Annotated in this window: 25 protein-coding genes; 16 read left to right on the top strand and 9 right to left on the bottom strand. The window is 70.1% G+C overall.

Annotated elements, in window-relative coordinates; genetic code table 11:
- The first annotated feature begins 29 nt into the window (after nucleotides 1–29).
- From R9Z33_RS12005 to R9Z33_RS11985, 5 genes are all read left to right on the top strand, one after another.
- Nucleotides 30–1,673, top strand: coding sequence for a thiamine pyrophosphate-requiring protein (locus R9Z33_RS12005; RefSeq protein ID WP_318651528.1), 1,644 nt, complete (start codon nucleotides 30–32; stop codon nucleotides 1,671–1,673).
- On the top strand, nucleotides 1,673–2,719 hold the full coding sequence (locus tag R9Z33_RS12000; RefSeq protein ID WP_318651527.1) for an ABC transporter ATP-binding protein: 1,047 nt from the start codon (nucleotides 1,673–1,675) through the stop codon (nucleotides 2,717–2,719). Before R9Z33_RS12005 ends, R9Z33_RS12000 begins: the two co-directional genes overlap by 1 nt.
- A 36-nt stretch (nucleotides 2,720–2,755) precedes the next feature.
- Nucleotides 2,756–4,087: an ABC transporter substrate-binding protein gene (locus R9Z33_RS11995; protein ID WP_318651526.1), complete on the top strand. Its 1,332-nt coding sequence runs from the start codon at nucleotides 2,756–2,758 to the stop codon at nucleotides 4,085–4,087.
- A 65-nt stretch (nucleotides 4,088–4,152) separates the two neighbouring features.
- The gene (locus R9Z33_RS11990; protein ID WP_318651525.1) at nucleotides 4,153–5,109 is read left to right on the top strand and encodes a carbohydrate ABC transporter permease; all 957 of its coding nucleotides are present in this window, start codon (nucleotides 4,153–4,155) and stop codon (nucleotides 5,107–5,109) included.
- A 237-nt stretch (nucleotides 5,110–5,346) separates the two neighbouring features.
- Complete coding sequence (locus R9Z33_RS11985) at nucleotides 5,347–6,222, top strand: carbohydrate ABC transporter permease (protein ID WP_318651524.1); 876 nt, start codon at nucleotides 5,347–5,349, stop codon at nucleotides 6,220–6,222.
- Nucleotides 6,223–6,278: 56 nt separating this feature from the next.
- Here R9Z33_RS11985 and R9Z33_RS11980 read toward each other — a convergent pair whose 3' ends face one another.
- Nucleotides 6,279–7,160 (bottom strand): hypothetical protein, encoded by an 882-nt coding sequence (locus tag R9Z33_RS11980; protein WP_318651523.1) that lies wholly within the window; start codon nucleotides 7,158–7,160, stop codon nucleotides 6,279–6,281.
- A 192-nt stretch (nucleotides 7,161–7,352) separates the two neighbouring features.
- On the opposite strand from R9Z33_RS11980, the gene R9Z33_RS11975 reads away from it, so the two are divergent.
- The 4 genes from R9Z33_RS11975 (at nucleotide 7,353) to R9Z33_RS11960 (ending at nucleotide 10,457) form a co-directional block, all read left to right on the top strand.
- Nucleotides 7,353–8,354, top strand: coding sequence for a Bug family tripartite tricarboxylate transporter substrate binding protein (locus R9Z33_RS11975; RefSeq protein ID WP_318651522.1), 1,002 nt, complete (start codon nucleotides 7,353–7,355; stop codon nucleotides 8,352–8,354).
- 113 nt (nucleotides 8,355–8,467) lie between these two features.
- The gene (locus R9Z33_RS11970; protein ID WP_318651521.1) at nucleotides 8,468–9,634 is read left to right on the top strand and encodes a thiolase domain-containing protein; all 1,167 of its coding nucleotides are present in this window, start codon (nucleotides 8,468–8,470) and stop codon (nucleotides 9,632–9,634) included.
- Between the two features lie 5 nt (nucleotides 9,635–9,639).
- On the top strand, nucleotides 9,640–10,038 hold the full coding sequence (locus R9Z33_RS11965) for a Zn-ribbon domain-containing OB-fold protein (RefSeq protein ID WP_318651520.1): 399 nt from the start codon (nucleotides 9,640–9,642) through the stop codon (nucleotides 10,036–10,038).
- Between the two features lie 86 nt (nucleotides 10,039–10,124).
- On the top strand, nucleotides 10,125–10,457 hold the full coding sequence (locus R9Z33_RS11960) for a DHCW motif cupin fold protein (RefSeq protein WP_318651519.1): 333 nt from the start codon (nucleotides 10,125–10,127) through the stop codon (nucleotides 10,455–10,457).
- Here R9Z33_RS11960 and R9Z33_RS11955 read toward each other — a convergent pair whose 3' ends face one another.
- The 3 genes from R9Z33_RS11955 to R9Z33_RS11945 are packed head-to-tail and all read right to left on the bottom strand — an operon-like array spanning nucleotide 10,458 to nucleotide 13,410.
- Complete coding sequence (locus R9Z33_RS11955; protein ID WP_318651518.1) at nucleotides 10,458–11,306, bottom strand: GNAT family N-acetyltransferase; 849 nt, start codon at nucleotides 11,304–11,306, stop codon at nucleotides 10,458–10,460.
- Nucleotides 11,303–12,055 carry an SDR family NAD(P)-dependent oxidoreductase gene (locus R9Z33_RS11950; RefSeq protein WP_318651517.1) on the bottom strand — a complete coding sequence of 251 codons (753 nt, stop codon included), beginning with the start codon at nucleotides 12,053–12,055 and terminating at the stop codon, nucleotides 11,303–11,305. The genes R9Z33_RS11955 and R9Z33_RS11950 overlap by 4 nt, the downstream gene beginning before the upstream one ends.
- Nucleotides 12,052–13,410, bottom strand: coding sequence for a formimidoylglutamate deiminase (locus R9Z33_RS11945; protein ID WP_318651516.1), 1,359 nt, complete (start codon nucleotides 13,408–13,410; stop codon nucleotides 12,052–12,054). The genes R9Z33_RS11950 and R9Z33_RS11945 overlap by 4 nt, the downstream gene beginning before the upstream one ends.
- Before the next feature lie 100 nt (nucleotides 13,411–13,510).
- On the opposite strand from R9Z33_RS11945, the gene hutH reads away from it, so the two are divergent.
- The 4 genes from hutH to R9Z33_RS11925 are packed head-to-tail and all read left to right on the top strand — an operon-like array spanning nucleotide 13,511 to nucleotide 17,689.
- On the top strand, nucleotides 13,511–15,013 hold the full coding sequence (hutH, locus tag R9Z33_RS11940; protein WP_318651515.1) for a histidine ammonia-lyase: 1,503 nt from the start codon (nucleotides 13,511–13,513) through the stop codon (nucleotides 15,011–15,013).
- The gene (gene hutI, locus R9Z33_RS11935) at nucleotides 15,010–16,224 is read left to right on the top strand and encodes an imidazolonepropionase (RefSeq protein WP_318651514.1); all 1,215 of its coding nucleotides are present in this window, start codon (nucleotides 15,010–15,012) and stop codon (nucleotides 16,222–16,224) included. Before hutH ends, hutI begins: the two co-directional genes overlap by 4 nt.
- Nucleotides 16,221–16,658, top strand: coding sequence for a PaaI family thioesterase (locus R9Z33_RS11930; protein WP_318651513.1), 438 nt, complete (start codon nucleotides 16,221–16,223; stop codon nucleotides 16,656–16,658). Before hutI ends, R9Z33_RS11930 begins: the two co-directional genes overlap by 4 nt.
- Entirely contained in the window at nucleotides 16,655–17,689 is a 1,035-nt protein-coding gene (locus tag R9Z33_RS11925; protein ID WP_318651512.1) for a helix-turn-helix domain-containing protein, read from the top strand. Before R9Z33_RS11930 ends, R9Z33_RS11925 begins: the two co-directional genes overlap by 4 nt.
- Here R9Z33_RS11925 and R9Z33_RS11920 read toward each other — a convergent pair whose 3' ends face one another.
- The 5 genes from R9Z33_RS11920 to R9Z33_RS11900 all read right to left on the bottom strand — a co-directional run bounded on the left by R9Z33_RS11920 (nucleotide 17,690) and on the right by R9Z33_RS11900 (nucleotide 21,757).
- Nucleotides 17,690–18,583 (bottom strand): DMT family transporter, encoded by an 894-nt coding sequence (locus R9Z33_RS11920; RefSeq protein ID WP_318651511.1) that lies wholly within the window; start codon nucleotides 18,581–18,583, stop codon nucleotides 17,690–17,692.
- Between the two features lie 55 nt (nucleotides 18,584–18,638).
- Nucleotides 18,639–19,169: a cysteine dioxygenase family protein gene (locus R9Z33_RS11915; RefSeq protein WP_318651510.1), complete on the bottom strand. Its 531-nt coding sequence runs from the start codon at nucleotides 19,167–19,169 to the stop codon at nucleotides 18,639–18,641.
- The gene (locus R9Z33_RS11910) at nucleotides 19,166–19,840 is read right to left on the bottom strand and encodes a GntR family transcriptional regulator (protein ID WP_404830673.1); all 675 of its coding nucleotides are present in this window, start codon (nucleotides 19,838–19,840) and stop codon (nucleotides 19,166–19,168) included. The genes R9Z33_RS11915 and R9Z33_RS11910 overlap by 4 nt, the downstream gene beginning before the upstream one ends.
- Before the next feature lie 86 nt (nucleotides 19,841–19,926).
- A complete protein-coding gene (locus tag R9Z33_RS11905; RefSeq protein WP_318651508.1) occupies nucleotides 19,927–20,730 on the bottom strand; it encodes an alpha/beta fold hydrolase in 804 nt (267 codons plus the stop codon).
- A 34-nt stretch (nucleotides 20,731–20,764) separates the two neighbouring features.
- A complete protein-coding gene (locus R9Z33_RS11900; protein ID WP_318651507.1) occupies nucleotides 20,765–21,757 on the bottom strand; it encodes a Bug family tripartite tricarboxylate transporter substrate binding protein in 993 nt (330 codons plus the stop codon).
- Between the two features lie 60 nt (nucleotides 21,758–21,817).
- On the opposite strand from R9Z33_RS11900, the gene R9Z33_RS11895 reads away from it, so the two are divergent.
- From R9Z33_RS11895 to R9Z33_RS11885, 3 genes are all read left to right on the top strand, one after another.
- Complete coding sequence (locus R9Z33_RS11895) at nucleotides 21,818–22,540, top strand: aspartate/glutamate racemase family protein (RefSeq protein WP_318651506.1); 723 nt, start codon at nucleotides 21,818–21,820, stop codon at nucleotides 22,538–22,540.
- A 68-nt stretch (nucleotides 22,541–22,608) separates the two neighbouring features.
- Nucleotides 22,609–23,679 carry a tartrate dehydrogenase gene (locus R9Z33_RS11890; RefSeq protein WP_318651505.1) on the top strand — a complete coding sequence of 357 codons (1,071 nt, stop codon included), beginning with the start codon at nucleotides 22,609–22,611 and terminating at the stop codon, nucleotides 23,677–23,679.
- Complete coding sequence (locus R9Z33_RS11885) at nucleotides 23,679–24,461, top strand: ABC transporter substrate-binding protein (protein WP_318651504.1); 783 nt, start codon at nucleotides 23,679–23,681, stop codon at nucleotides 24,459–24,461. The genes R9Z33_RS11890 and R9Z33_RS11885 overlap by 1 nt, the downstream gene beginning before the upstream one ends.
- The last annotated feature ends 8 nt before the right edge of the window (nucleotides 24,462–24,469 follow it).

The following is a 24,469-nucleotide window of genomic DNA, read 5'->3' as shown; positions in this document are numbered from 1 at the left end:
AGAAATAATTCTGGGGAGTGCAGGGCGGCATGAAAGTTGGCGACGCCATCGCGGAAATCATGAGGCGCGAGGGGATCGAGGTGCTCACCGGCTATCCGGTGAACCACATGATCGAGCATTGCGCGGCGATCGACATCCGGCCCGTCATGGTCCGGCAGGAGCGGATCGGCCTGCACATGGCGGACGCCATCAGCCGCGTCACCTCGGCCCGCAAGCTCGGCGCCTTCTGCATGCAGCATGGGCCGGGGGCGGAGAACGCCTATGGCGGCGTCGCGCAGTGCTTCGGCGAGAGCGTGCCCGTGCTGGTGCTGCCGATGGGCTATCCGCGCCGCATCGCCCATGTGCCGCCCAACTACAACAGCACCGTGCAGATGAAGGGCATCGCCAAGTCCACCGAGGCGATCATGAGCGCGGCCGAGGTGCCCAACATCATGCGTCGCGCCTTCGCGCGCCTGCGCAATGGCCGCGGCGGGCCCGTCATCGTCGAGATCCCGACCGACATGTTCCAGGAGGAGATGCCGGAGAACTGGAGCTACACGCCCGTCCTCGCCGTCCGCTCGGCCCCTGATCCGGCGGACGTGAAGCGTGCCGCCGAGATGCTGGTGAACGCGAAGCGTCCGGTGATCTATGCCGGCACCGGCATCCATTGGGCCCAGGCCTGGCCGCAGCTGCGCGAGCTGGCCGAGCTTCTGGCCGCACCCGTCACCACCAGCCTCGGCGGCAAGTCCTCCTTCCCCGAGGACCATCCGCTCGCGCTCGGCTCGGGCGGGCTCGCCATGCCGCATCCGGTGCGGAAGTTCCTGGATGATGCGGATGTGATCTTCGGCGTCGGCTGTTCCTTCACCGAGACCAATTTCGGCATCAAGATGCCTGCCCAGACCAAGGATGGCGGGCCCAGATACATCCACGCGACGCTGGACCCGGACCATCTGGACAAGGACATCCGCTGCGACATCGGCCTGCTGGGCGACGCGCAACTCGTGCTGCAGGCGCTCATCGACGAGGTCAGCGGGCACATCAAGACGCCCCGCCCGCATGCGCCCGTGCAGGCCGCGATCGAGGCGCTGCGCGCGCCCTGGCTCGCGAAATGGGCGGAGAAGCGGGATTCCAACGACGCGCCGCTCAACCCCTATCGCGTGCTGCGCGACCTCTGGCGCACGGTGGACCCGGACCAGACCATCATCACCCATGACGCCGGCTCGCCGCGTGACCAGCTCTCGCCCTTCTGGATCAGCCGCACGCCGCTCTCCTATCTCGGCTGGGGCAAGACGACGCAGCTGGGCTACGGGCTCGGCCTTGCCATGGGGGCGAAGCTCGCCGCGCCCGACAAGCTCTGCATCAATGTGTGGGGCGATGCGGCCATCGGCTTTACGGGCATGGATTTCGAGACCGCGGTGCGCGAGCGCATCCCGATCCTCTCCATCCTGCTCAACAACTTCTCCATGGCGATCGAGCTGAAGATCATGGCGCTCAGCACCGAGAAGTTCCGCACCACCGATATCAGCGGCAACTACGCTGACATGGCCAAGGCCTTTGGCGGCTACGGCGAGCGGGTGACGACGCCCGACCAGATCGTCCCCGCCATCCAGCGCGGCATCGCACAGACGAAGAACGGCACCCCCGCCCTCCTGGAGTTCATCACCTCCAAGGAAACCCAGGTCTCGAGGTTCTGATGGCGTCCGTAGAGATCCGCAACGTCAGGAAATCCTTCGGCAGCACCTCCGTGCTGCACGGCGTCTCCGTGGACATCGAGGATGGCGAGTTCGTCGTCCTGGTCGGCCCCTCGGGCTGCGGCAAATCCACCCTGCTGCGCATGCTGGCCGGCCTCGAGAACATCTCGGGCGGCGAGATCGCGATCGGCGGGCGCGTCGTGAACAATGTGCCGCCGAAGGACCGGGACATCGCGATGGTGTTCCAGAACTACGCGCTCTATCCGCACATGACCGTCTTCGAGAACATGGCCTTCTCCATGAAGCTGGCCAAGGCTTCGAAGGAAGTGATGAAGGCGGAGGTGGCGCGCGCCGCCAAGATCCTCGGTCTCGAGGCGCTGCTGGACCGCTATCCGCGCCAGCTCTCGGGCGGGCAGCGGCAGCGTGTGGCGATGGGCCGCGCCATCGTGCGCGACCCGCAGGTCTTCCTCTTCGACGAGCCGCTCTCCAACCTCGACGCCAAGCTGCGCGTGCAGATGCGCTCCGAGATCCGCGAGCTGCACCAGCGGCTGCGCGTCACCACCGTCTATGTGACGCATGACCAGATCGAGGCCATGACCATGGCCGACAAGATCGTCGTCATGGAACTCGGCCATATCCGCCAGGCCGGCCCGCCGCTCGAACTCTATGACAAGCCCGCCAATCTCTTCGTGGCGGGTTTCATCGGCAGCCCGGCGATGAACCTGCTGGAAGGCCGCATCGAGCACGGCGCCTTCCTGACGCCGGATGGCGTGAGCTGGCCGCTGCCGCCGGGCGAATACCCGGACGGCCCGGCCGTCTATGGCATCCGCCCCGAGCATTTCCGCCTGGCCGGCGATGGCATGCCGGCCGAGGTCGTCGTGGTCGAGCCCATGGGCAGCGAGACGCTGGTCATGCTCCGCATGGGCGAGACCAAGCTCAACGGCGTCTTCCGCGAGCGCATCACCGCCAAGCCGGGGGACAGGCTGCCCATCCTGCCCGCCGCCCAGCAGGCGCATCTCTTCAACAAGCAAACCGGCGACCGGATGTAACGGCTCGCTCAACACCACCAAGGGAGAGAAACGAAAATGACCTTCAGCATCACCCGCCGCCTCGTGGGCGGCCTCGGCGCCGGCCTCATCGCCGGCGACGCCCTGGCCCAGACCGCGAGCAACATCGCCGCCGCCAATGTCGCGCCGCCCCGCCTGCCGATCGAGAACGGCGCCACGCTGCGCGTGCTGCGCCCGGTGCGCTTCGTCCAGCCCGATGAGGACGTGTTCCGCGCCAATGCCGCGCGCTTCACCGCCGCCACCGGCGTGCAGGTCCGCGTGGATTTCGTGGCCTGGGAGGACATCACCCAGCAGACCGGCGTCACCGCCAACACGGGTGCCGGCCCCGATGTGATCATCGGCTTCAACGAGGCGCCGCACGTCTTCCAGGACAAGCTGATCGAACTCACCGACATCGCCGAGTATCTCGGCGCCAAGTATGGCGGCTGGAAGAAGCTGGCACTCCGCTACGGCCGCCGCCACAACACCAACAACTGGATCGGCCTGCCCTTCGGCGCCTCGGGCGGCCCCTGGGTCTGGCGGAAATCCGCGCTGAACGAGGTGGGCTTCCAGGCCCCGCCCGAAGACCATGCCGGCATCCTGCGCCTCTGCCAGGCGCTGCGCCGGGCGAACAAGCCGGCCGGCTTCGCGCTCGGCAATGCGGTGGGTGACGGCAATGCCTTCGCCAGCTGGCTCGTCTGGTCCTTCGGCGGGCACCTGGTGAACGAGGACGGCACGCCCGGTATCAACAGCCGCGAGACCATCGCCGCCCTGAACTACCTGCGCGAGCTCTATCCGACCTTCATCCCCGGCACGCTGGCCTGGGGCGACATCAGCAACAACCGCGCCTTCGCCTCCAACGAGTGCTTCCTAACGCAGAACGGCGTCTCGCTCTACTTCTCCATGAAGAACGACCCGGCGACGGCGCCGATCGCCGCCGACACCGAGCACAGCCTGACGCCCAAGGGCATCGCCGCCTCGCCGCCCAATGCGGGGCTGACGCTGAACGCCATGGTGTTCCGCCATACGCGCTTCCCGAACGCGGCCAAGGCCTTCCTCGCCTTCATGATGGAAGCGCCGCAATACGATCCGTGGCTGCAGGCCAATATCGGCTACTGGGCGCAGCCGCTGAACGCCTTCAACGCCTCGCGCACCTGGCAGGGCGACCCCAAGGTCGCGATCTTCAAGGACACGATGGATACGGACTTCTGGAATGGCTTCAAGGGGCCGATCACGGAAGGCTCGGCCGCGGCCAATGCCGACTACGTGATGGTGCAGATGTGCGCCTCGGTCGCCTCGGGCCAGGCCACGCCGGAAGCCGCCGCGCGCGAGGCCGAGCGCCGCGCCGCGCGCTTCTTCCGCCGGCGGTAAGCCCAAACCCAGCGAACTCCACGCGGCAGCCGCCGCGTGGAGCCTGACCCCCGGGAGTTGCCCTGATGGACGCCACCACACACCAGCACTGGTCCAGGATGCGCCCGCCGCAGACGGCGCTCTCGCGCTTCTTCGACAACAAGGCGGTGCTCATCATCGCCTGCCTCCTGCCCGCCATGGGGCTGCTCGGCGTCTTCCTGACCTATCCGCTGGGGCTGGGCATCTACCTCGCCTTCACCGATGCCACCATCGGCCGGCGCGGCATCTATGTCGGCCTCGAGAACTTCGAATACCTCTTCACCGACCCGATCTTCTGGAACGCCGTCTTCTTCAGCGTGTTCTACACGGGCATCGCGACCATCGGGAAATTCGCGCTGGGCCTGTGGCTTGCGCTGCTGCTGAACCAGCACATGCCCTTCAAGTCGCTGATCCGGGCCATCATCCTGCTGCCCTGGATCGTGCCCACCGTGCTCTCCGCCATCGCCTTCTGGTGGATCTACGACCCGCAATTCTCCATCATCAGCTACGTCTTCGTGGATGTGCTGGGCTGGCGCACCACCAATATCGACTTCATCGGCAGCGAATGGCCGGCGCGCTACTCGCTCATCGTCGCCAATATCTGGCGCGGCATTCCCTTCGTGGCCATCTCGCTGCTCGCGGGGCTTCAGACCATCTCGCCCTCGCTCTACGAGGCGGCCCTGCTCGATGGCGCCTCGGGCTGGCAGCGCTTCCGCTACATCACCTTCCCGATGCTGATGCCCATCCTCGCGATCGTGATGACCTTCTCGATCATCTTCACCTTCACCGACTTCCAGCTGGTCTACGCCATCACGCGTGGCGGGCCGGTGAACTCCACCCACCTGCTGGCCACCCTCGCCTTCCAGCGCGGCATCCCGGGCGGGCAGCTCGGCGAGGGGGCGGCCATCGCCGTCTCGATGATCCCCTTCCTCGTCTTCGCGACGCTGTTCAGCTACTTCGCCCTCGCCCGCCGCAAGTGGCAGCAGGGCGAAGGCAATGACTGAGATGGGGCGCTGCTTCGCAGGGGCTTTGCCCCTGCACCCCACCAAAGGCCGGGGCCTTTGGAAACCGATCATGGGATCTTGGGAGAGGGGCCGATGCGCGCTCCGGGCCCAAAGCCCCATTCTGCCCCTCTCCCGAAATCCCATCACATGGGTTCCGAGGGCCTGGGCCCTCGGCGGGGAGCGCGAGGGGCAGCGCCCCTCGCAACCCGCGCCTCATCTCGTCACAGGGCCTACGCCATGAGCAATGCTTCGACCGCAGCGCCGGAGACGATGCAGTGGGACAGCCGCGCACGCCGCATGGTGGTGCTCTGGATCCCGCTGTCCTGCTTCCTGCTGATCCTGCTCTTCCCGTTCTACTGGATGACGGTGACGGCCTTCAAACCGGATGCGGAGCTGTATGACTTCGCGACGCACAACCCGTTCTGGATCACCTCGCCCACCTTGCAGCACATCCGCAAGCTGCTGTTCGAGACCTCCTACCCGTCCTGGCTGTGGACAACGATGATGGTGTCGGTGGGGGCGACCTTCCTGTCGCTCTTCGCCAGCACGCTGGCCGCCTATGCGATCCAGCGCCTGCGCTTCCGGGGCAGCCAGTATGTGGGCCTGGCGATCTACCTGGCCTATCTCGTGCCGCCCTCCATCCTCTTCATCCCGCTGGCGACGATGGTGGTGCAGCTCGGCCTGTTCGACAGCCCGATGGCGCTGATCCTGGTCTATCCGACCTTCCTCGTGCCCTTCTGCACCTGGCTGCTGATCGGCTACTTCAAGTCCATCCCGTATGAGCTGGAGGAATGCGCGCTGATCGATGGCGCGACGCGCCTGCAGATCCTGCGGCAGATCACGCTGCCGCTGGCGGTGCCCGGCCTGATCAGCGCGGGCATCTTCTCCTTCACCCTGAGCTGGAACGAGTTCATCTACGCGCTCGCCTTCATCCAGAGCAGCGAGAACAAGACGGTTCCGGTCGCCATCCTGACGGAGCTTGTGACGGGTGACGTGTATCAATGGGGGGCGCTGATGGCGGGTTCGCTGCTCGGCTCGCTGCCGGTCGCGATCTTCTACTCGTTCTTCGTGGATTACTATGTGAGCAGCCTGACCGGCGCGGTGAAGGAATAGCCCCCACCGCACCGCGGGTCCTGCGTGCGGCTGCCGCGTCCGGCTACTGCGTCCGGCTACTGCGTCTGGCGCTGGGCGGTGGCGAGGTGGATCTCGCCATTGCGCCGCGTGCGGTCGGCGAGGCCCGTGGCGCAGTTCCAATCCTCGAAGATGTCGCTGCCCGGGCTCGTGACTTCCATCTTGGCCTTCACCCGGCACACCAGGCGCTGGGTCGAGGCCGGGCTGCCGCCATGCCAGCGGCGCAGCGCGGTGGACCAGCTGCCCGTCTCGCGCGCCCAGCGGGCCATCATGCCGCCGGCCCAGTCGGCCGAGGCATCGGGGTTGAGCGGCCAATGCGAGTTCCGGGCATGGACGCGGGCATTCACCTGCACGCAGCCCGCCATGATGCTGCGCCGGGGTGGCGCGCTGTTCACCAGCTGGCGGGCGGCTTCCTCCGTCGGCGGGAAATGGGCCCGGCCGCCGATGGAGAGGGCATAGGCATGCAGGCCACTCTCGGCGAGCGCGACGGCGGTCAGCAGGCCGGTGGGCAGGCCGTGCACCTGCTCGGCGCGCTGGGTGGCCTGGAGGCAGGCGGCGCGGGGCGAGAGCTGGGCGGTGCCGGTCGGCATGTCGGCGGCGAGGACCGGGATCAGCTCCTGCGGGGCGTCGCGCATGCGAGTGGTGCCGGCCGGCGGGCGCGCGCGCTGGGCCGTGCGGGTATGGGCGGGCCGCCGGGCGCCCTGGTTGGCGCTCGGGCGGGCGGCGGTATTGGCGGCAGGCCGGGCCGCTTGGGGGCGCGCCGGGGCCGAGGCGGCCGGCCGGCTTGCCGCCTGGGGACGGGCTTCGGTGGCGCGCGCGGTCCCGGGCAGGCCCCAGGTCAGCGCGCCCAGCACCCAGGCCGTGAAGGCACTGAGAGCGAGGCCACGAAGGCTTCCCCGGGGGAAGGATCCACGCTGCACGAAGCGGTGCGGCGCGCGAACCAGTGGTGGGTGCCGGGGCGCGGAGCGTGCGCTCGCCCCCCTGGGCAGGCCAGTCTTGGTTAACATGCAACACGCGGTAGCATGGCGTGAAGCGAAAGGGCAACCCTTGCCGTCCGATCCCGGGCATGCTGCCCCCCAGGCCAGTCACGAACCGGGAGGCAAGAACCCCCAATGATCGCACGTCGGACCCTCATGCTCACCTGCCTCGCGGCGCCGGCCATGGCGCAAGGGGTGGGCCCGGGGGCGGGCCAAGGGACGGCTTCCGTCCTCGACCGGCCGGTGACGCTGGTGGCCCCCTTCTCGGCCGGCGGCGCGGCCGACATCGCGGCCCGGCTCTTCGCGGCCCATGCGGTGCGGCACATGGGCCAGCCCGCGCAGCCCATCGTGGTCGAGAACCGCACCGGGGCCTCGGGCGCCATCGGCACGCAATACGTGGCGCGCGCCAAGCCGGACGGGCAGACCCTGCTGCTGGCCCGCGTCGGCTCCTCTGCCATCCTGCCGGCGACCGATCCGCGCACGCCCTACAGCGTCGAGGATTTCACCTGGCTCGCGCTGCTGGACGAGAACCCTTTCGTCATCTGCGTGCGCGCCGATGCGCCCTGGCGTGACCTGGCCGCGCTGCTGGCGGCGATCCGCGCCGCGCCCGGGACGCTGAACTTCGCGACCAGCGGGCCCGCCACCATCCTCGACCTCGGCATCCGGCACATGCTGGCCAGCGCCAACCTGCCGATCGACGCCGCCCAGGCGCTGCCCTTCCGCGGCGGCGGCGAGGCGCTGACGGCGCTCTTGGGGGGGCACGCGCAATTCGTCGGCAACAACCTGGGCGACATGCTGGGCGCCATCCAGCAGGGCCAGGTGCGCGCGCTGGTGGTGAGCGGCGATGCGCGCCTGCCGAGCCTGCCCGGCGTGCCCACCGCGGCCGAGGCGGGGCTGCCCGCCCTCTCGCAACTCGCCGGCTGGAATGCGCTGGCCGGCCCCGCCAACCTGCCGCCCCCCGTGCTGGAATTCTGGGGCCGCGTGGCGCGGGCGACGACGCAGGATGCCGAATGGCTCGCCGCCACGCGCCGCACCGGCAGCGTGCCGCGCTACCTGGACGGGGCAGCCATGCGCGCGATGGTGGAGGCGCAGATCGCGCTCTATCGGGACCTCGCGCGGCGGCTCAATCTCGGCTGAGGCGAGGTTGACGGAATGCGGCATGGAAGCGAGGCTCTTCCCGCCGCGCCACAAGGCAGCGGACCACTCATCCGGGAGGATGCGATGATCGCCAGGAAAGGGCACCGAGCCCCATGAAGAATCCCGCCTACATCGTGGGCGCTTTCGAGCACCCGACGCGCAAGGCCGAGACGAAATCCACCGCGCAGCTGCATGCCGAGGTCGCCTACGGCGCGCTGCAGGATGCCGGCCTGACCGCCGCCGACATTGATGGCTATTTCTGCGCGGGCGATGCGCCCGGCATGGGTGGCCTGTCCATGATCGACTACATGGGCCTCAACAAGCTGCGCCACTACGACACGACGGAAAGCGGCGGCTCCTCCTACGTCATCCATGTCGGCCATGCGGTGGAAGCCATCATCGCAGGCAAGTGCAACGTGGCGCTGATCACACTGGCCGGCCGCCCGCGCGCCGAGGGCATGCAGACCGGCACCGCCGTGCGCTCCGCCGGCGTCGGCGTGCCCGATGAGAGCTTCGAGCTGCCCTATGGCCGCACCATCGCGACGATGCACGCCAACGTCGCCATGCGGCACATGTATGAGTTCGGCACGACGAGCGAGCAGCTCGCCTGGGTGAAGGTCGCGGCCTCGCACCATGCGCAGCACAACCCGCATGCGATGCTGCCCAAGGTCGTCACCGTGGAAGACGTGGTGAATTCGCCCATGGTGGCCGATCCGCTGCATCGCCTCGACTGCTGCGTCATCTCCGATGGCGGCGGCGCGCTGATCATCGCCCGGCCGGAAATCGCGCGCACGCTCAACCGCCCGAAGGTCGGCGTGAAGGGCTGGGGCGAGGCCTACAAGCACCAGAATGCCGGCGGGATCGACCTCACCTACTCCGCCACGAAGATGTCGGGCCCGATGGCCTTCAACAAGGCCGGCGTGAAGCCTTCCGACATCAAGTACGCCTCGATCTATGACAGCTTCACCATCAGCGTCGTCGTGCAGATCGAGGATCTCGGCTTCTGCGAGAAGGGCCAGGGCGGCAAGTTCGTGGCCGATGGCAACCTGATCTCGGGCGTCGGCAAGCTGCCCTTCAACACGGATGGCGGCGGCCTCTGCAACAACCACCCGAGCAACCGCGGCGGCATGACCAAGGTGATCGAGGCGGTGCGCCAGGCGCGCGGCGAAGCCCACCCCGCCGTGCAGGTGAAGAACGCCGATCTCGTCCTCGCCAACGGCAAGGGCGGCAACCTCGGTTCGCGGCATGGCTGCGGCACCGTCATCCTGGAGCGGGAGTGATCACCATGGCCACCATGTCCTTTGACCGCACCCCCGCGGCCCCGGCCGAGAGCCCGGACAACAAGGTCTATTTCGACGGCTGCCGCGCGGGCAAGCTGATCCTCGGCAAGTGCCTGGATACCGGCAAGCTCTTCCACTACCCGCGGCATGTCTCGCCCTTCACGCTCTCGAACAATGTCGAGTTCGTGGAAGCCTCGGGCGACGGCGTGATCTACAGCTACAGCGTGGCGCGCGGGAAGGAACCCTTCTGCGTCGCCTATGTGACGCTGGCCGAAGGCCCCACCATGCTGACCAACATCGTCGAGTGCGACCTCGACGCGCTGAAGGTTGGACAGAAGGTGAAGGTGAAGTTCCGCGCGACCGAAGGCGATGGGGCGCCCGTTCCCGTCTTCGTCTTGGCCTAAAGCCACTGAGGGATGCTCGAAGGGCTCCGCCCTTCGAGCATCCCGGCAGGAACCTCAGGTTCCTGCACCTCCATTCCAGGCACCTCATGAAGATCCCGCCCCTGCCCTTCACCGTGACCGATTGGGACGATGTCCCGCGCACGGAACACCCAGGCGAGACGGGCATGGGCCATTGGCGCACGCTCAACATCGGCGACATCCGCGTCCGCCTCGTCGAATACTCGCCCGGCTACCTCGCCGACCATTGGTGCGACCGCGGCCACATCATCTACGTCGTGAAGGGCGAGATGGTCTCAGAACTGAAGGACGGCCGCACCTTCCCGATGAAGGCCGGCATGAGTTACCAGGTCTCCGACTTCGGGGATTCGCCGCACCGCTCCCGCACCGAGACGGGCGTCACCCTCTTCATCGTGGACTGACTACCCCAGTTCGAAGCTGGTCAGCCCGAAGATGCGCTCACGCGCCATCACGGGCGGCTCGCGTGTGTACATCCGCGCCGTCTCGAAAGTCTTCTCCAAGCCCATCCCCTGCGCCAGCGCCACCGCCTCGGCATGCGGTTCGGGCAGGTCGAGGATGAAGGGGCCGGGTGCGCGATGCGGCGCGAGATCAGCGATCAGCGCGCGCGCCACCGCCGCTTCCAGCGCGAAGAGCGGCGCAAGCTTCGAGCCCTCGAGGCACGGTCGCAGCACGGCATAGCCCGCAATTCCGGATGGCCCCAGCGCAACGCGTGCGCGATGCCCGGGCGTGCTGATCCAAGCACGGAGGAAATCAGGGCGTGGCGTGCCGAAACAGCCGGCATCGAAGGCCAGCAGAGCCGCGAAATCCACCTCCGCCGCGTCCACCATCCGCACGCCGTCGCCTGGCGGGATCAGCGGCGCCGCCCCCTGATAGCGCGCATTGTTCCAGGCCAGCGTGAAGCCCACCTTCCGGTAGTTCGCCTGCTGCGCCACCACGCCGTCGAGGCCGATGCAGCGCCCCTCCAGGCGCTTCATGGCCGCCTGCCACAGCGCGAAGCCGATCCCCTGCCCCCGGATATCCGGCCGCGCGATGTAGAAGCCGATGAAGCCGAAATCGGCGCCGGTCTTCACCGCCGTGATGCAGGCCAGCATCTCGCCGCCGCGCATCGCGCAGAGGAAGCCCTGCGGGTCCGCCGCGCCGAAGGCCGTGGCGTCATTCAGGCCGGGATTCCAGCCCTCGCGCGCCGCCCATTCGACCGCGAGCGGAACCTCGTCGGGCCGCATCGGCCGGATGTCGAGAGCGGCGCTCAATGCATCACATCCCCGCCATTGGGCGAGAGGCAGGCGCCCGTATAGAAGCTGCCGCCCGGCCCCGCCAGCAGCACGGCCGTGGCCGAGATCTCCTCCGGCTGGCCGATCCGGCCGAGCGGCAGGCTGGCCGAGATCCGTGCCTTCCATTCCGGCCCGCGCGCGCGCGTCAGGTCGGTTTCCACCGGCCCGGGGGCGATGGCGTTCACCAGCACGCCCCTCGGCCCCGCCTCATGCGCCAGTGCGCGGGTGAAGCCGATGATGCCCGCCTTCACCGCGCAATAGGTGACGATGCCGGGCGAGCCCTTCAGGGCGAGCTGCGAGGCGATGTTGATGATCCGTCCGCCGCCGCGCGCCACCATGCCGGGATAGACGGCCTGGGCCATGAAGAACATGCCCTTGAGATGGACCGCCACCATGCGGTCGAACTCCGCCTCGGTGATCTCGCCGAAGGGGTTGCGGATGTTCATCCCCGCATTGTTCAGCAGGATGTCGCAGGGGCCGAGTGCGGCTTCCGCCGCCGCGGTGAAGGCGTTGATCTGCGCGACCTCGCCCATGTCCGCCGCCATCTGGAAGCCGCGCCGGCCGCGCGCGGTGACGGCCTGGACCAGCGTGCGCGCCTCCGCCTCGTCATCGAGGTGGCAGATGGCGACATCGGCGCCGGCCTCGGCGAAGGCGATGGCAGAGGCGCGGCCGATGCCGCGGCTGCCGCCGGTGACATAGGCGATCTTGCCCTGAAGCGGTGCCGTCATGCGCCGAGCCTCTTCATCGTGCGGGTGAAATTCTCGCGGATCGCGCCTTCGCGGATGTGGCGGCCGCCTTCCACCACCACCGTGCCGCCCACGGCCACGCTGCGGACCATCCGGTCAGCCGGGCCGAAGCACCAGGCGTCCAGCAACCCGTCGCCGTGGCGGCCCACCAGCGTCGGGTGCTCGTCATCCAGCTCCACCAGGTCGCAGCGCAGGCCGGGGGCGATGCCGCCCATCGCCACGCCGCAGGCCTGGGCGCCGCCGGCCACGGCGCGTTCCAGCAGGCCGCGCCCGGGATGCGGCCGCGCCTCGTCCGTGGCCACGCTGCGCAGCTCGAGCGCGAGGCGCTGGCTGGTCTCGAGCTGGCGCAGCTCGGCGGCGGGGCAGATGCCCACATGGCTGTCCGTGCCGAAGCCGAGACGCCCCTCGGCGGCGAGGTAGTCGGGCAGCGGGAAGACGCCATCGCCCAGCGAGGCCTCGGTGCTCGGGCAAAGCCCCGCCACGGCGCCGGTCGCGGCCAAGGCGCGGGTTTCCTCCGCCGTCATGTGCGTCGCATGGATCAGCACCCAGCGCGCATCCAGCGGCGTGTTCCGCAGCAGCCATTCCACGGGGCGCAGGCCGGTGGCGGCGAGGCATTCCTCCACCTCCTTCTCCTGCTCGGCGGCGTGGATATGGATGGGGCAATCGAGCGCCGCCATCGCCTGCAGCATGGCGGGCGTCACCGCGCGCAGGCTGTGCGGCGCCACACCCCAGGCGGCGTTGCGCTGCGTGGCGGCGGTGGCCTGCACGCGGGCGAGGATCTCGTGGAACCCGTCCAGGTCGTTCAGGAAGCGGCGCTGCCCGTCATGCGGCGGCGCGCCGAAGATGCCGCCATGGCGGTAGAGGCTGGGCAGCATGGTGATGCCCATGCCCGTGCCCGCCGCAGCCGCGAAGAGGCGCTGCGCCATCTCCGAGCGGTCGGCATGGGGCGCGCCATCCGGCGCGTGGTGCAGGTAGTGGAACTCGGCGATCTGGGTAAAGCCGCGCTCCAGGCATTCGGCATAGAGCTGGGCGGCGATGGCTTCCGCATCCTCCGGCGTGATGCTGAGGGCGAAGCGGTACATGGTCTCGCGCCAGGTCCAGAAGCTGTCGCGCCCCGCGGGGCTGCGGCGCTCGGCGCCGCCGGCCATGGCGCGCTGGAAGGCGTGGCTGTGCAGGTTGGCGATGCCGGGAATGACATGGCCGCGCAGGCGGCGCGCGGCACCGGGGGCGGCCCCGGGCGTGACCTCGGTGATCTGGCCCGCGGCGTCGCAGGCGATCCGCACATCGGCGGCCCATCCGCCGGGCAACAGGGCGTGGTGGGCAAAGAACTCGGCCATCGGAATCCCTTGGTGACGATGCGGAGAAACATCGCGGCCCGGCCAGTCCGGCGCAAGCCCGTGATGGCCCCCCGGCGCGGGGCGTTCTATTCTGGCAAGCATGACATGCATCACCTTTGCCGCCGGCCAGGCCCGGCTTCCCGATTGGCGCGCCATCCGCGATGGGGCCCCGCTCACGCTGGCGCCGGGCTGGCGCGATGATGTCGCGGCCGGGCTCGCCACCCTCGAGAAGGCGCTGGCCAGCGGCGCCGCGCTCTACGGCGTCAACACGGGCTTCGGCAAGCTCGCCTCCACCCGCATCGCCGAGGGCGACCTCGCGAAGCTCCAGCTCAACCTGCTGCGCAGCCACGCGGCCGGCACCGGGGCGAATCTGCCGCGCCCCGTCGTGCGGCTGATCCTGGCGCTGAAGGCGGCCTCCCTCGCGCGCGGCGCCTCGGGTGCGCGGCCCGAGATCGTCGAGACCCTGCTCGCCCTGCTGGAGGCCGACATGCTGCCCGACGTGCCGGCCCAGGGCTCGGTCGGCGCCTCGGGTGACCTCGCGCCGCTCGCGCATCTCTCTCTGGTGCTGGTGGGCGAGGGTTCGGCGACCGACGCGCAGCATGTGACTCATGGCGGTGCGACGGCACTCGCCGCCATCGGCCGTGCGCCGCTGGTGCTGGGGCCGAAGGAGGGTCTGGCGCTGCTGAACGGCACGCAGGTCAGCACCGCCATCGCGCTCGATGCCCTCTACCGCGCGGGGGACCTGCTGCGCGCCGCGCTGCTGACGGGGGCGATGAGCGTGGATGCCGCGCGCGGCTCCGACACGCCCTTCGATCCGCGCATCCATGCGCTGCGCGGCCAGCCCGGCCAGATCCGCGTGGCGGAGGCGCTGCGCCAGTTGCTCGCCGGCAGCGCCATCCGCGACAGCCATCGCGAGGGCGACATCCGCGTGCAGGACCCCTATTGCCTCCGCTGCCAGCCCCAGGTGATGGGCGCCTGCCTCGACCTGATCGAACAGGCCGGCGGCACGCTGGAGCGCGAGGCCAATGCTGTGACGGACAATCCGCTGCTGGTCGCGGGCGGCGAACTCCTCTCCGGCGGCAATTTCCACGCCGAGCCCGTGGCCTTCGCGGCCGATACGCTGGCGCTCGCGCTCGCCGAGATCGGCGCCATCGCCGAGCGGCGGATCGCACTCCTGACCGACCCCGTGCTCTCCGGCCTGCCGGCCTTCCTGGTGCAGGCGGGCGGGCTGAATTCGGGCTTCATGATCGCGCAGGTGACGGCGGCCGCGCTCGCCGCCGAGAACCGCGCCATGGCGACGCCGCGCAGCGTGGACAGCCTGCCCACCTCCGCGAACCAGGAGGACCATGTCTCCATGGCGACCAATGCCGCGCTGCGCCTGACCCCCATGGCCGAGAACGTCGAGGGCATCCTCGCCATCGAATACCTCGCCGCTGCGCAGGGCATCGGCTTCCACCGCCCACTCACCAGCAGCGCCGCGATCGAGGCCGCGCATGCCCGGCTGCGCGGCGTGGTCGCCCCCTGGGATGAGGATCGGCTGATGGCGCCCGACATCGCCGCCGCCCGCGCCCTGCTGCGCGACGTGGAAGTCCCGCTGGCATGAGCCCCCCGCCTCCGGTGTTCGACCATGTCTGGCTGAACGCGCACCTCGCCACCATGCGGGATGACGCGCTGGGCATCATCGAGGATGGCGCCGTCGCGGCCAGGGATGGCCGCATCGCCTGGATCGGGCCGCGTGCGGCGCTGCCCGCGCATGATGCACCGGTCACCGATTGCGGCGGCGCCTGGATCCTGCCCGGGCTGATCGATTGCCACACCCATCTCGTCTTCGGCGGCAACCGCTCGGCCGAGTTCGAGATGCGCCTCGGCGGCGCGACCTACGAGGAGATCGCCCGCGCCGGCGGTGGCATCCTCTCCACCATGCGCGCCACACGCGCCGCGAATGACGCGCAGCTCGTCCAGGCCGCCCTGCCCCGGCTGGATGCGCTGCTGCGCGAGGGCGTCACCACCGTCGAGATCAAGTCGGGCTACGGGCTGGAATTGGACGCCGAACTGCGCCAGCTCCGCGCTGCCCGCGCGCTGGGCGCGCAGCGTCAGGTGAGCGTGGTGACTTCGCTCCTCGCCGCCCATGCCGTGCCGCCGGAATACAAGGGCCGCCAGGGCGACTACCTGCGCCATGTGGTGGAGGAGATCCTGCCCCGCGCGGCGGCCGAGGGCCTGGCCGATGCGGTGGATGCCTTCTGCGAGAGCATCGCCTTCACGCCCGACGAGACCGCGACGCTCTTCACCGCGGCGAAGCGCCTCGGCCTGCCGGTGAAGCTGCATGCCGACCAGCTGACCGATGGCGGCGGCGCGGCGCTGGCCGCCGCCCATGGCGCGCTCTCGGCCGACCATCTGGAGCGCAGCAACGCCGCGGGCATCGCCGCCATGGCGAAGGCCGGCACCGTCGCCGTCCTGCTGCCCGGCGCCACGCTCATGCTGCGCGAGACGCATTTCCCGCCGATCGCCGCCATGCGCGAACATGGCTGCCGCATGGCGCTCTCCACCGACATGAACCCGGGCTCCTCGCCCGCGCTCTCGCTGCTGCTGATGCTCAACCTCGGCTGCACGCTGTTCCGGATGACGGTGCCAGAGGCGCTGCTGGGCGTGACCCGCCACGCCGCCGCGGCACTCGGCCTTGCCGATCGTGGCGTGCTGGCGGAGGGGATGCGCTGCGACCTCGCCCTCTACCGCATCCAGCGTCCGGCGGAGCTCTGCTACTGGCTGGGCGGCAATCCCTGCGCGGGGCGCGTCGTGGCCGGCCTGCCCGCATGACGCCCCCCCTCTCCCTGGCCGAGATCGAGGCCATCATCCATCGTGGCGTGCCGCTGGCCGCGGCCTGGGGCGTGCGCGTCCTCTCGGCCAGCGCGGAGGAGGCGGTGCTGGAGCTGCCGCACAACCCCGCGCTGCTGCGCCCGGGCAACACCGTCTCCGGCCCCGCCATCATGGGCCTGGCCGACATGGCCATGTGGGCGGTGCTGCTGGCGGGCAGCGAGGGGCGCGACGAGAGCCTGACCGCGAACATGCATGTGAATTTCTTGCGCCCCTGCGGCCCCGGCCCCATATCCGCGACCGCGCGGCTGATCAAAGGCCAGGGGCGCAGCATCTTCGGGGAGATCCTGGTCCGCCCCCTGGAAACAAAGGACGTCTCTGTGCACGTGACCACCAGCTGGGTGCGCGGCCGTCCGCCGGACGGACCGGCACGATGAGCACCCCTCCCGCGCCCCGTGGCTTCCAGCCCGTCATCCTGCGCACGCACGGCCTGCGGCCCGACGAGCAGGTGGCCGCCTGGCGAGGCTGGTTCGATTCCGTCTTCGACCTGGAGCAGCCGGAGCCCGACGGCGCGGGCTTCCTCGCCGAGAGCCTCGCCTGGCCGCTTGCCGGGATGGGGATCAGCCAGGTCACGGCACCGGGGCTGCGCGTGATGCGCACGCGGCAATTGGTGCGCCGCAATCCGGTGGACCATTGGTCGCTCACGCTCGGCGGCGCCGAGACGCAATTGCAGACGCCGCGCGGGCGGGTTCGCATCCCGGCCGGCGTGCCCTTCATCGTCAGCCTGGGCCAGGAGCTGGTGAGCGAGCGCGATGCCGACCAGCGCCTGCAGCTCTACCTCTCGCGCGACCGGCTGGAGGCGCTGGCCGGCCCGCTGGATGCCGCCTGCGACATGCCGCTGCAGGGCATGCTGGGCCAGTTGCTGGCCGACTACATGCAGCTCCTGGCGCGCCGCATCCCGCAGCTCGAGCCCGAGGAGGCGGCCCGCCTGCCCGAGGCCATCGCCGCCATGGTCGCCGCCTGCGTCCAACCCAACCCGGATCGGCTGGCGCTGGCCGAGGGCCAGATGGAGGCGACGCGCCTTGCCCGCGTGCGCCGCGCCATCCGCGCCCATCTGGGCTCGGCCCGGCTTTCGCCGCAACTGCTCTGCCGGCTCGCTGGCACCTCGCGCTCGCAGCTCTACCGCCTGCTGGAGGGCGAGGGCGGTGTGGCGCGCTACATCCAGAAGCTTCGGCTGGAGGCGAGCCACGCCGCGCTGAGCGACGACCGGGATGGCCGTAGCATCGCCCAGGTGGCCGAGGCCTGCGGCTTCCATGACCCTTCCGCCTTCAGCCGCGCCTTCCGCCGCGAATTCGGCGCGACGCCGAGCGAGGTGCGCGCGGCCGCCCTGGCCGGCCATGCGATGCGGCCGCTGGCGCTGGACGGCCCCTCCGCCCCCGCGCTGCGGGACTGGCTGCGCGCCTTCTGATCAGCCCACGCGGCGGCCGGTGAAGAGCACCGCCACCAGCATCGCACTCACCGACAGCGTGGCCCCCAGCGCCTTCACCGGGCCGATCGTCTCGCCCAGCAGCAGCGCCGAGGTGATGAGGCCCATCACCGGCACCACGACGGACAGCGTGCTGGCGCGCGTGGCGCCCAACATTTCCACGCTGCGCGCGAAGAGCAGCATGGAGACGACGCCGAGCAGCACGCCCTGCGCCACCAGCATCCAGAGGATGAGCGGGGTGGGCAGGGCGAAGAAGGCCTCGGCGCGGAACCAGAGGAAGGGCGGCAGCACGAAGGGCACCGAGACGAGCGTCACGGCCGCCGTCGCCGGGATGGCCGGCACCTGCCAGCGGCGCAGCAGGATGGTGAACATCGCCCAGGTGGCACCCGCGCCGATCAGCATCAGGTCGCCCCGCCAGGCGCCGGGATGCATGCCGAGCCCGTCCCAGGCGATGATGAGCACCCCGGCCAGCATGGCGGCGAGTGCCGCGAGGCGCCCGGGCGTGGGCCGCTCCTTCAGGAGCCACCAAGCGAAGAGCGCGCCCGCCACGGGGTTGGTCATCGGCGCGATGGTCGAGCCATGGGTCGCCGGCGCGTAGTTCAGCGCGCCGACGAAGAGGATGAGGTTGCACATTCCACCGAAGAGGAAGAGCGCGAAGATGCGGCGCCAGCCGAGGTTCCTCATGGCCGCGCGCTCGCGCCAGATCAGCGGCAGCAACAGCAGCGAGGCCGGGATGTAGCGGCAGAAGAGAAGGTCGAGGACATGAAGGCCCTGCCCGCTGAGCGCCAGCCGCGCGACGGCGGCATGCCCACCCCAGATGGTGGAGGCCAGGAGCCCGATGAGCAGGCCGGCCAGGATCTTGGGGCTGATGTTCACGGCCCCAGGTGCGATGCACGCGCGGGTTGCGTCAACCCGCGCCGCTGCATGGCGGTCAGGCGAGGATGCGGTTCACCCCGTCGGCGAATTCCGCATAGGGCACGCCATAGACATGGATGGAGACCGCCGTCTCTGCGCAGCAATTGGCGATGCGGTGGATCAGGTCCGGGCAGCCCGGGCCGTGGCTCGTATCGCCCTCGGCGCGCAGATGCGCGGCCTTGGGCCGGGGCAGCGCGCCCGCATCGGTGCCTGGTGCGAAGAAATGCTCGGTCAGCGTGCCCCGGTGGACGCCCAGCGCGCACCAGGTGTGGTGCGAATGCACGGGCGACATCTGGCCGGGCCGCCAGACCAGGGCCACCACGGCATAGCCCTCGCCCTCATCCAGCAGGTGGCGGACATAGCGGTCGGGGTTGGAGGGACAGTCCTTGCCGTCCAGCAGGCAGGCATCGCCCAGATAGGGCGCGATGGCGGCGGCGACGGCACCCGGGCGCTCCTCCAGCGGGCGGCGCGCGGCCACGCGGATGTCGGAGAGCAGGTTGTCCAGCCCGGCTTTCTCCAGGCTGGGGCGGGCCGAGATCATGTTCATACGGCGGTCCTCGCATCGGGCGCGGTGAGGGCTGCCAGCACCATCTGGCGGCTCGCGGAAACCTGTTCGTGCATGATCCGGGCGGCCTCTTCGGCACGGCCCAGCGCCAGCGCCTCGACCAGCGCGTGGTGCTCATGCGCCATCTCGCCCGTGCGGTCGCGCGGGCGCAGGCCCAGGACCAGCATGCGCGTGCTCTCATCCAGCAGGCGATCGAGCTGGCGGGCGAGGCGCGCATTGCCCGAAAGCTCGGCGATGGCGACGTGGAACTGCTTGTTGGCGTCGAGAAAGCACATGGCGCTCTCGGCATCGGCGCAGTCATAGCCCTCGGCGCAGATGGCATCGAGGCGGCGCAGCATGACGGCATCCACCCGGCCGGCGGCGCGGCGCGCGGCCTCGGGCTCCAGCATCAGGCGCAGGTCGAAGACCTCATGGATGTCGCGGATGGTGACGAGGCTGACCATCCAGCCGCGGCGCGGGACGGCCTGGACGAGGCCTTCTTCGGCCAGGCGCGCAAGGGCGGCGCGCACCGGCGCCTTGCCGAGTTCCAGATGGGCCGCGACCGCGGCCTCTGACACGGTCTCGCCGGGGGCGAGGCGCGTGGTCAGGATCTCACGGCGCAGCGCCGCGACGGCCCGCTCGGTGAGCGAGGGTGGCACTTCCAGGGAGGTCACCAACGACATGGGGCTGTGGCGGTCACTGACATGTCAATGACAATACGCAAAGGCACCCCTGTCACGCAAGCGTCAACTCGCGCGATTCAGACGGCGAGGATCGCCGCGGCGGCCGCCGCCATGCCGCTGTTGGAATGGGCGACGCCGGGCACGGTCGCGAGGGTCCAGCCGAAGGGCACGCCGCGCTCCGCCGCCGCCGCCCGGCCCGCCGCGAAGAAGTTCTGCCCGCGCTCGAAGCGGTGCAGCCCCTGCATATCGGTCGCCGCGTCGCGCCGCAGCTGGAAATGGGTGGGATCGTTGTCGGCCTCGCCCAGCAGGATCGTCACCGGCCGGCCGAGCGCCGCGCGCAGCCCCGCCTCGGTGGCCGAGGATTGGCCCAGGCCATGCGGGAAGGCGATGTCGAAGCGGGGCCAGGAATACCAGCCGGCATTGGCGATCACGATGCGCCTCGCGTGCGGCGCGCCGGTGAGCAGCAGGTAGCGGTGCACGAATTGCGCGCCGGCCGAATGGCCATAGAGCGCGAAGGGCTGCGCCGGCGCACCCACCGCGGCCAGCGCCGCCGCCACCGCGCGGTCCAGGGCGAAGAAGGTCCAGGCCGCCTCGGGCGCGCGGGCATGGCCGTAGTTGTAGAACTCCACGCCCGGGAACTTGGCATTGGAGAATTCCGGGCAGATCACCAGGAATCCATGCGCTTCGGCCGGGGCGATCCAGGCGTCGCGATAGCCATCGGCGTTGCGCCCCATGCCGTGCATGACGACCGCGACGGGCCCGCCCGGCCGCCAGGCGGCGGGGCGGTGCAGGAACACGTTCATCGGGCCGGGCGTGGCACCGCTCGGCTCCTCGAAGCTGACGCGAGCCGGCCCGGCGGCCTGGCCGATGAGCGGCGCCATCAGAAGGCCACCGACCAGCGCGCGCCGCCGCACCTCAATCCACCGAGGCGCCCGAGCGGCGGACGATCTCGGCCCAGCTCGCGATGTCACGCCGCTGGATCGCGGCGAATTCGGCCGGCGTGAAGACCGGCGGCAGCGCGATGCCCTGCGTGGTCACCAGCCAGTTGCTGAACTCGGGGTCGCGCAGCACGGTGGTGAGGGCGTTCGAGAAGCGCTCCACGATGGGAGCCGGCAGGTTGGCCGGGCCGAACATGCCGTACCAGGTGGTGCTGACGAAGCCCGGCAGGTTGCAGGCCTCGGCCACCGTCGGCACGTCGGGCAGGATGGAGAGGCGCTGCGCCGTCGTCACCGCCAGAGCGCGGGTCTGCCCCTGGCGGATGGGGCCGAGTGCGGGGCCCACCTGGTTGAAGAAGAAATCCACATCGCCCGCCAGCAGCGCCGTCTGCGCGCCGGGCTGGCCGCGATAGGGCACGTGCGTCAGGTCCACATTGGCAGCGACCGCGAATTGCGCGCCGGCCAGGTGCGTGGAAGCGCCATTGCCGGTGGAGGCATAATTCAGCCGCCCCGGATTGGCGCGGGCGGCCGCCAGCAGCGCGGCGCAATCCGTGTATTGCGGCCGGCGCTCGATGCTGACGGTCAGCGCGTTGGGCACATCGCCCAGATGCGCGATGGGCGTGAAGTCGCGCACCACATCGAACGGCAGCGTGCGGTAGAGGCTCGCATTGATCGCATGCGTGCCGGCCGTGCCGAAGTAGAAGGTGTAGCCATCCGGCCGCGCCTTCGCCACGAAGTCCGAGCCGATATTGCCCCCGGCCCCGGTGCGGTGGTCCACGATGATGGTGGCGCCCCCCAGCGCGCGGCCCAGCGGCTCGGCCATGCGGCGCATGTAGATGTCGATGCCCGAGCCATTGGGGAAGCCGCTGATGATGGTGATGGGCCGGTTCGGCCAATTGTCCTGGGCGGCGGCGCCCATGGGCGCGAGGGCGGGTGCTGCGAGCGGCAGGGCAAGCAGGGAGCGGCGGCGCATCGGGGTTCTCCTTCCGGCGATTGGGCGCTTATGTAGGGGCGCAGGCGCCAGGAGGGAATGATGCCGGGACAGATCGCGCGCGGCGGCAAATCGATCTATGGCGCGCCGCTTGGCATCCTCATGCTGGAAGCCCGTTTTCCGCGCATCCTGGGCGACATGGGCAATGGCCTCACCTGGAATTTCCCGGTGCTGTTCCGCGTGGTGCGCGGCGCATCGCCGACGCGCGTGGTGGAACAGGGGGCGACCGGCCTGCTCGATGCCTTCATCGAGGCGGCGCGGGATCTGGTGGACCTGGGCGCCGAGGGCATCACAACCAATTGCGGCTTCCTCTCGCTCTTCCAGCGCGAATTGGCCGAGGCCGTGCGGGTGCCGGTCGCCACCTCCTCGCTCATGCAGGTGCCCTGGGTGCAGGCCACGCTGCCGCCGGGCCAGCGCGTCGGCGTCATCACGGTGAACAAGGCGGGCGTGACCGCGCGCCATCTGGAGGCGGCGGGCGTCCCGCTCGACGTGCCGATGGAGGGCACCGAGGGCGGGCGCGAGTTCTTCCGTGTGCTGATCCGGGCGGAGAAGACCGACCTCGACGTGGACCTCGCCCGGCAGGATATCCTGGATGCGGCCGCGCGCCTCACCGCCCGCCACCCGGAGGTCGGCGCCATCGTGCTGGAATGCACCAACATGCCGCCCTATGCGGCCGATGTGGCCGAGGCCACCGGGCTGCCGGTGCACGACATCTATTCCATGATCAACTGGTTCCATGCCGGGCTCAGGCCGCGGCGCTTCTGAGCGCCCTCATCTTGCCCCGCGGCCCCGCGCGTGATGCATTCGCGCCACGAATCACCCGAGGAAGCCCCATGGCCCGCACACATCGCATCGCCGTCATTCCCGGCGACGGCATCGGCAAGGAAACCACGCCCGAGGGGCTGCGCGTGCTGGACGCCGCCGCCCGCCGCTTCGGCTTCGACCTCAAGCTCACCCATTACGACTGGTCCTGCGAGACCTATGTGAAGACCGGCCGCATGATGCCGGAGGATGGGCTGGACCAGCTCAAGGACAGCGACAGCGTGTTCCTCGGCGCCGTGGGCTGGCCCGGCGTGCCGGACCATGTCTCGCTCTGGGGCCTGCTGATCCCGATCCGCCGCGGCTTCGACCAATATGTCTCGCTGCGGCCCTGCAAGCTGCTGCCGGGCGTGGCCACGCCGCTCGCCAACCGCACGCCGGCCGAAATCGATTTCTACGTGGTGCGCGAGAACACGGAGGGCGAATACTCCTCCGTCGGCGGGCGCATGTTCCCGGGCACGGATCGTGAATTCGTCAGCCAGCAGAGCATCCTGACGCGCACCGGCACGGACCGCATCATCAAATACGCCTTCGAGCTCGCGATGAAGCGGCCGCGCAAGAAGGTGACCAGCGCCACCAAGTCCAACGGCATCACCTTCACCATGCCCTATTGGGATGAGCGCTTCGAGGCGATGGCGAAGAACTACCCCGAGGTGAAGACCGACCAGTTCCACATCGACATCCTCTGCGCGCATTTCGTGCAGCACCCGGACTGGTTCGACGTGGTGGTGGGCTCCAACCTGTTCGGTGACATCCTCTCCGATCTCGGCCCGGCCGTCGCCGGCTCCATCGGCGTGGCGGCCAGCGCCAACATCAACCCGGAAAAGGCCTTCCCCTCGATGTTCGAGCCGGTGCACGGCTCCGCGCCGGACATCGCGGGCCGCTTCATCGCGAACCCGATCGGCCAGATCTGGTCGGGCGCCATGATGCTCGATCACCTGGGCGAGCATGAGGCGGCGGCCGCCATCACGACCGCCATCGAGAAGCTGCTGGCCGAGGGTGGGCCGCGCACACGCGACCTCGGTGGCCAGTCGGGCACGGTGGAAGTGGGCAAGGCCATCGCGGACGCGGTGGCGCGCGCCTGATGCGCCGGCGCGCGGCCCTCCTGGCGCTGGCGGCCACACCCGCCCTGGCGCAGGCCCCCTCCCCACTCGCGCGCGCCTTCGCGCCGGAGGGGCGGCTGCGCGCCGTCATCAACCTGGGCAACCCCATCCTGGCGGGGCGCGCGAGTGAATCCGGACCGCCGCATGGCGTCTCGGTGGATCTGGCGCAGACCCTGGCGCAGAGGCTCGGCGTCGAGCTGGAGATGGTGGTGGTGCCCGCCGCCGGGCGCGCGGTGGAGACGATCCGCTCCGGCCGTGCGGATATCGGCTTCTTCGCGGTGGACCCGGCGCGCAGCCAGGGCATCGAATTCACTGCGCCCTATATCGAGATCGAGGGCGCCTACCTGGTGCGCGACGCTTCCCCCCTCACCCGCATCGCGGAGGTGGACCGGCCGGGCACGCGCATCATGGTCGGGCTCAACAGCGCCTATGACCTGTTCCTGACGCGCGAGATCCGGCAGGCGACGCTGCTGCGCGCGCAGACCTCGCCCGCTGTGGTGGAGGAATTCCTGCGCCAGGGCGTGGAGGTCGCGGCCGGCGTGCGGCAGCAGCTGGAGATGGATGCGGCGCGCATCCCGGGGCTTCGCCTGCTGCCCGGGCGCTTCATGGTGATCCAGCAGGCGATGGGCCTGGCCGCGGGGCGCGACCCGGCAGCGCTCGCCTATCTGACGGCCTTCGTCGAGGAGATGAAGGCGAGCGGCTTCGTCGCGGCTGCCCTCGCACGGCATGGAATCCAAGGGGCGAGCGTCGCGCCGCCGCGCTGACGGCGCTT

It is taken from the genome of Sediminicoccus rosea, assembly GCF_033547095.1.
Lineage (GTDB): Bacteria > Pseudomonadota > Alphaproteobacteria > Acetobacterales > Acetobacteraceae > Roseococcus > Roseococcus rosea.
Note: the sequence above shows the minus strand (reverse complement) of the source record. Positions and strands in the feature narration are given on the sequence as shown.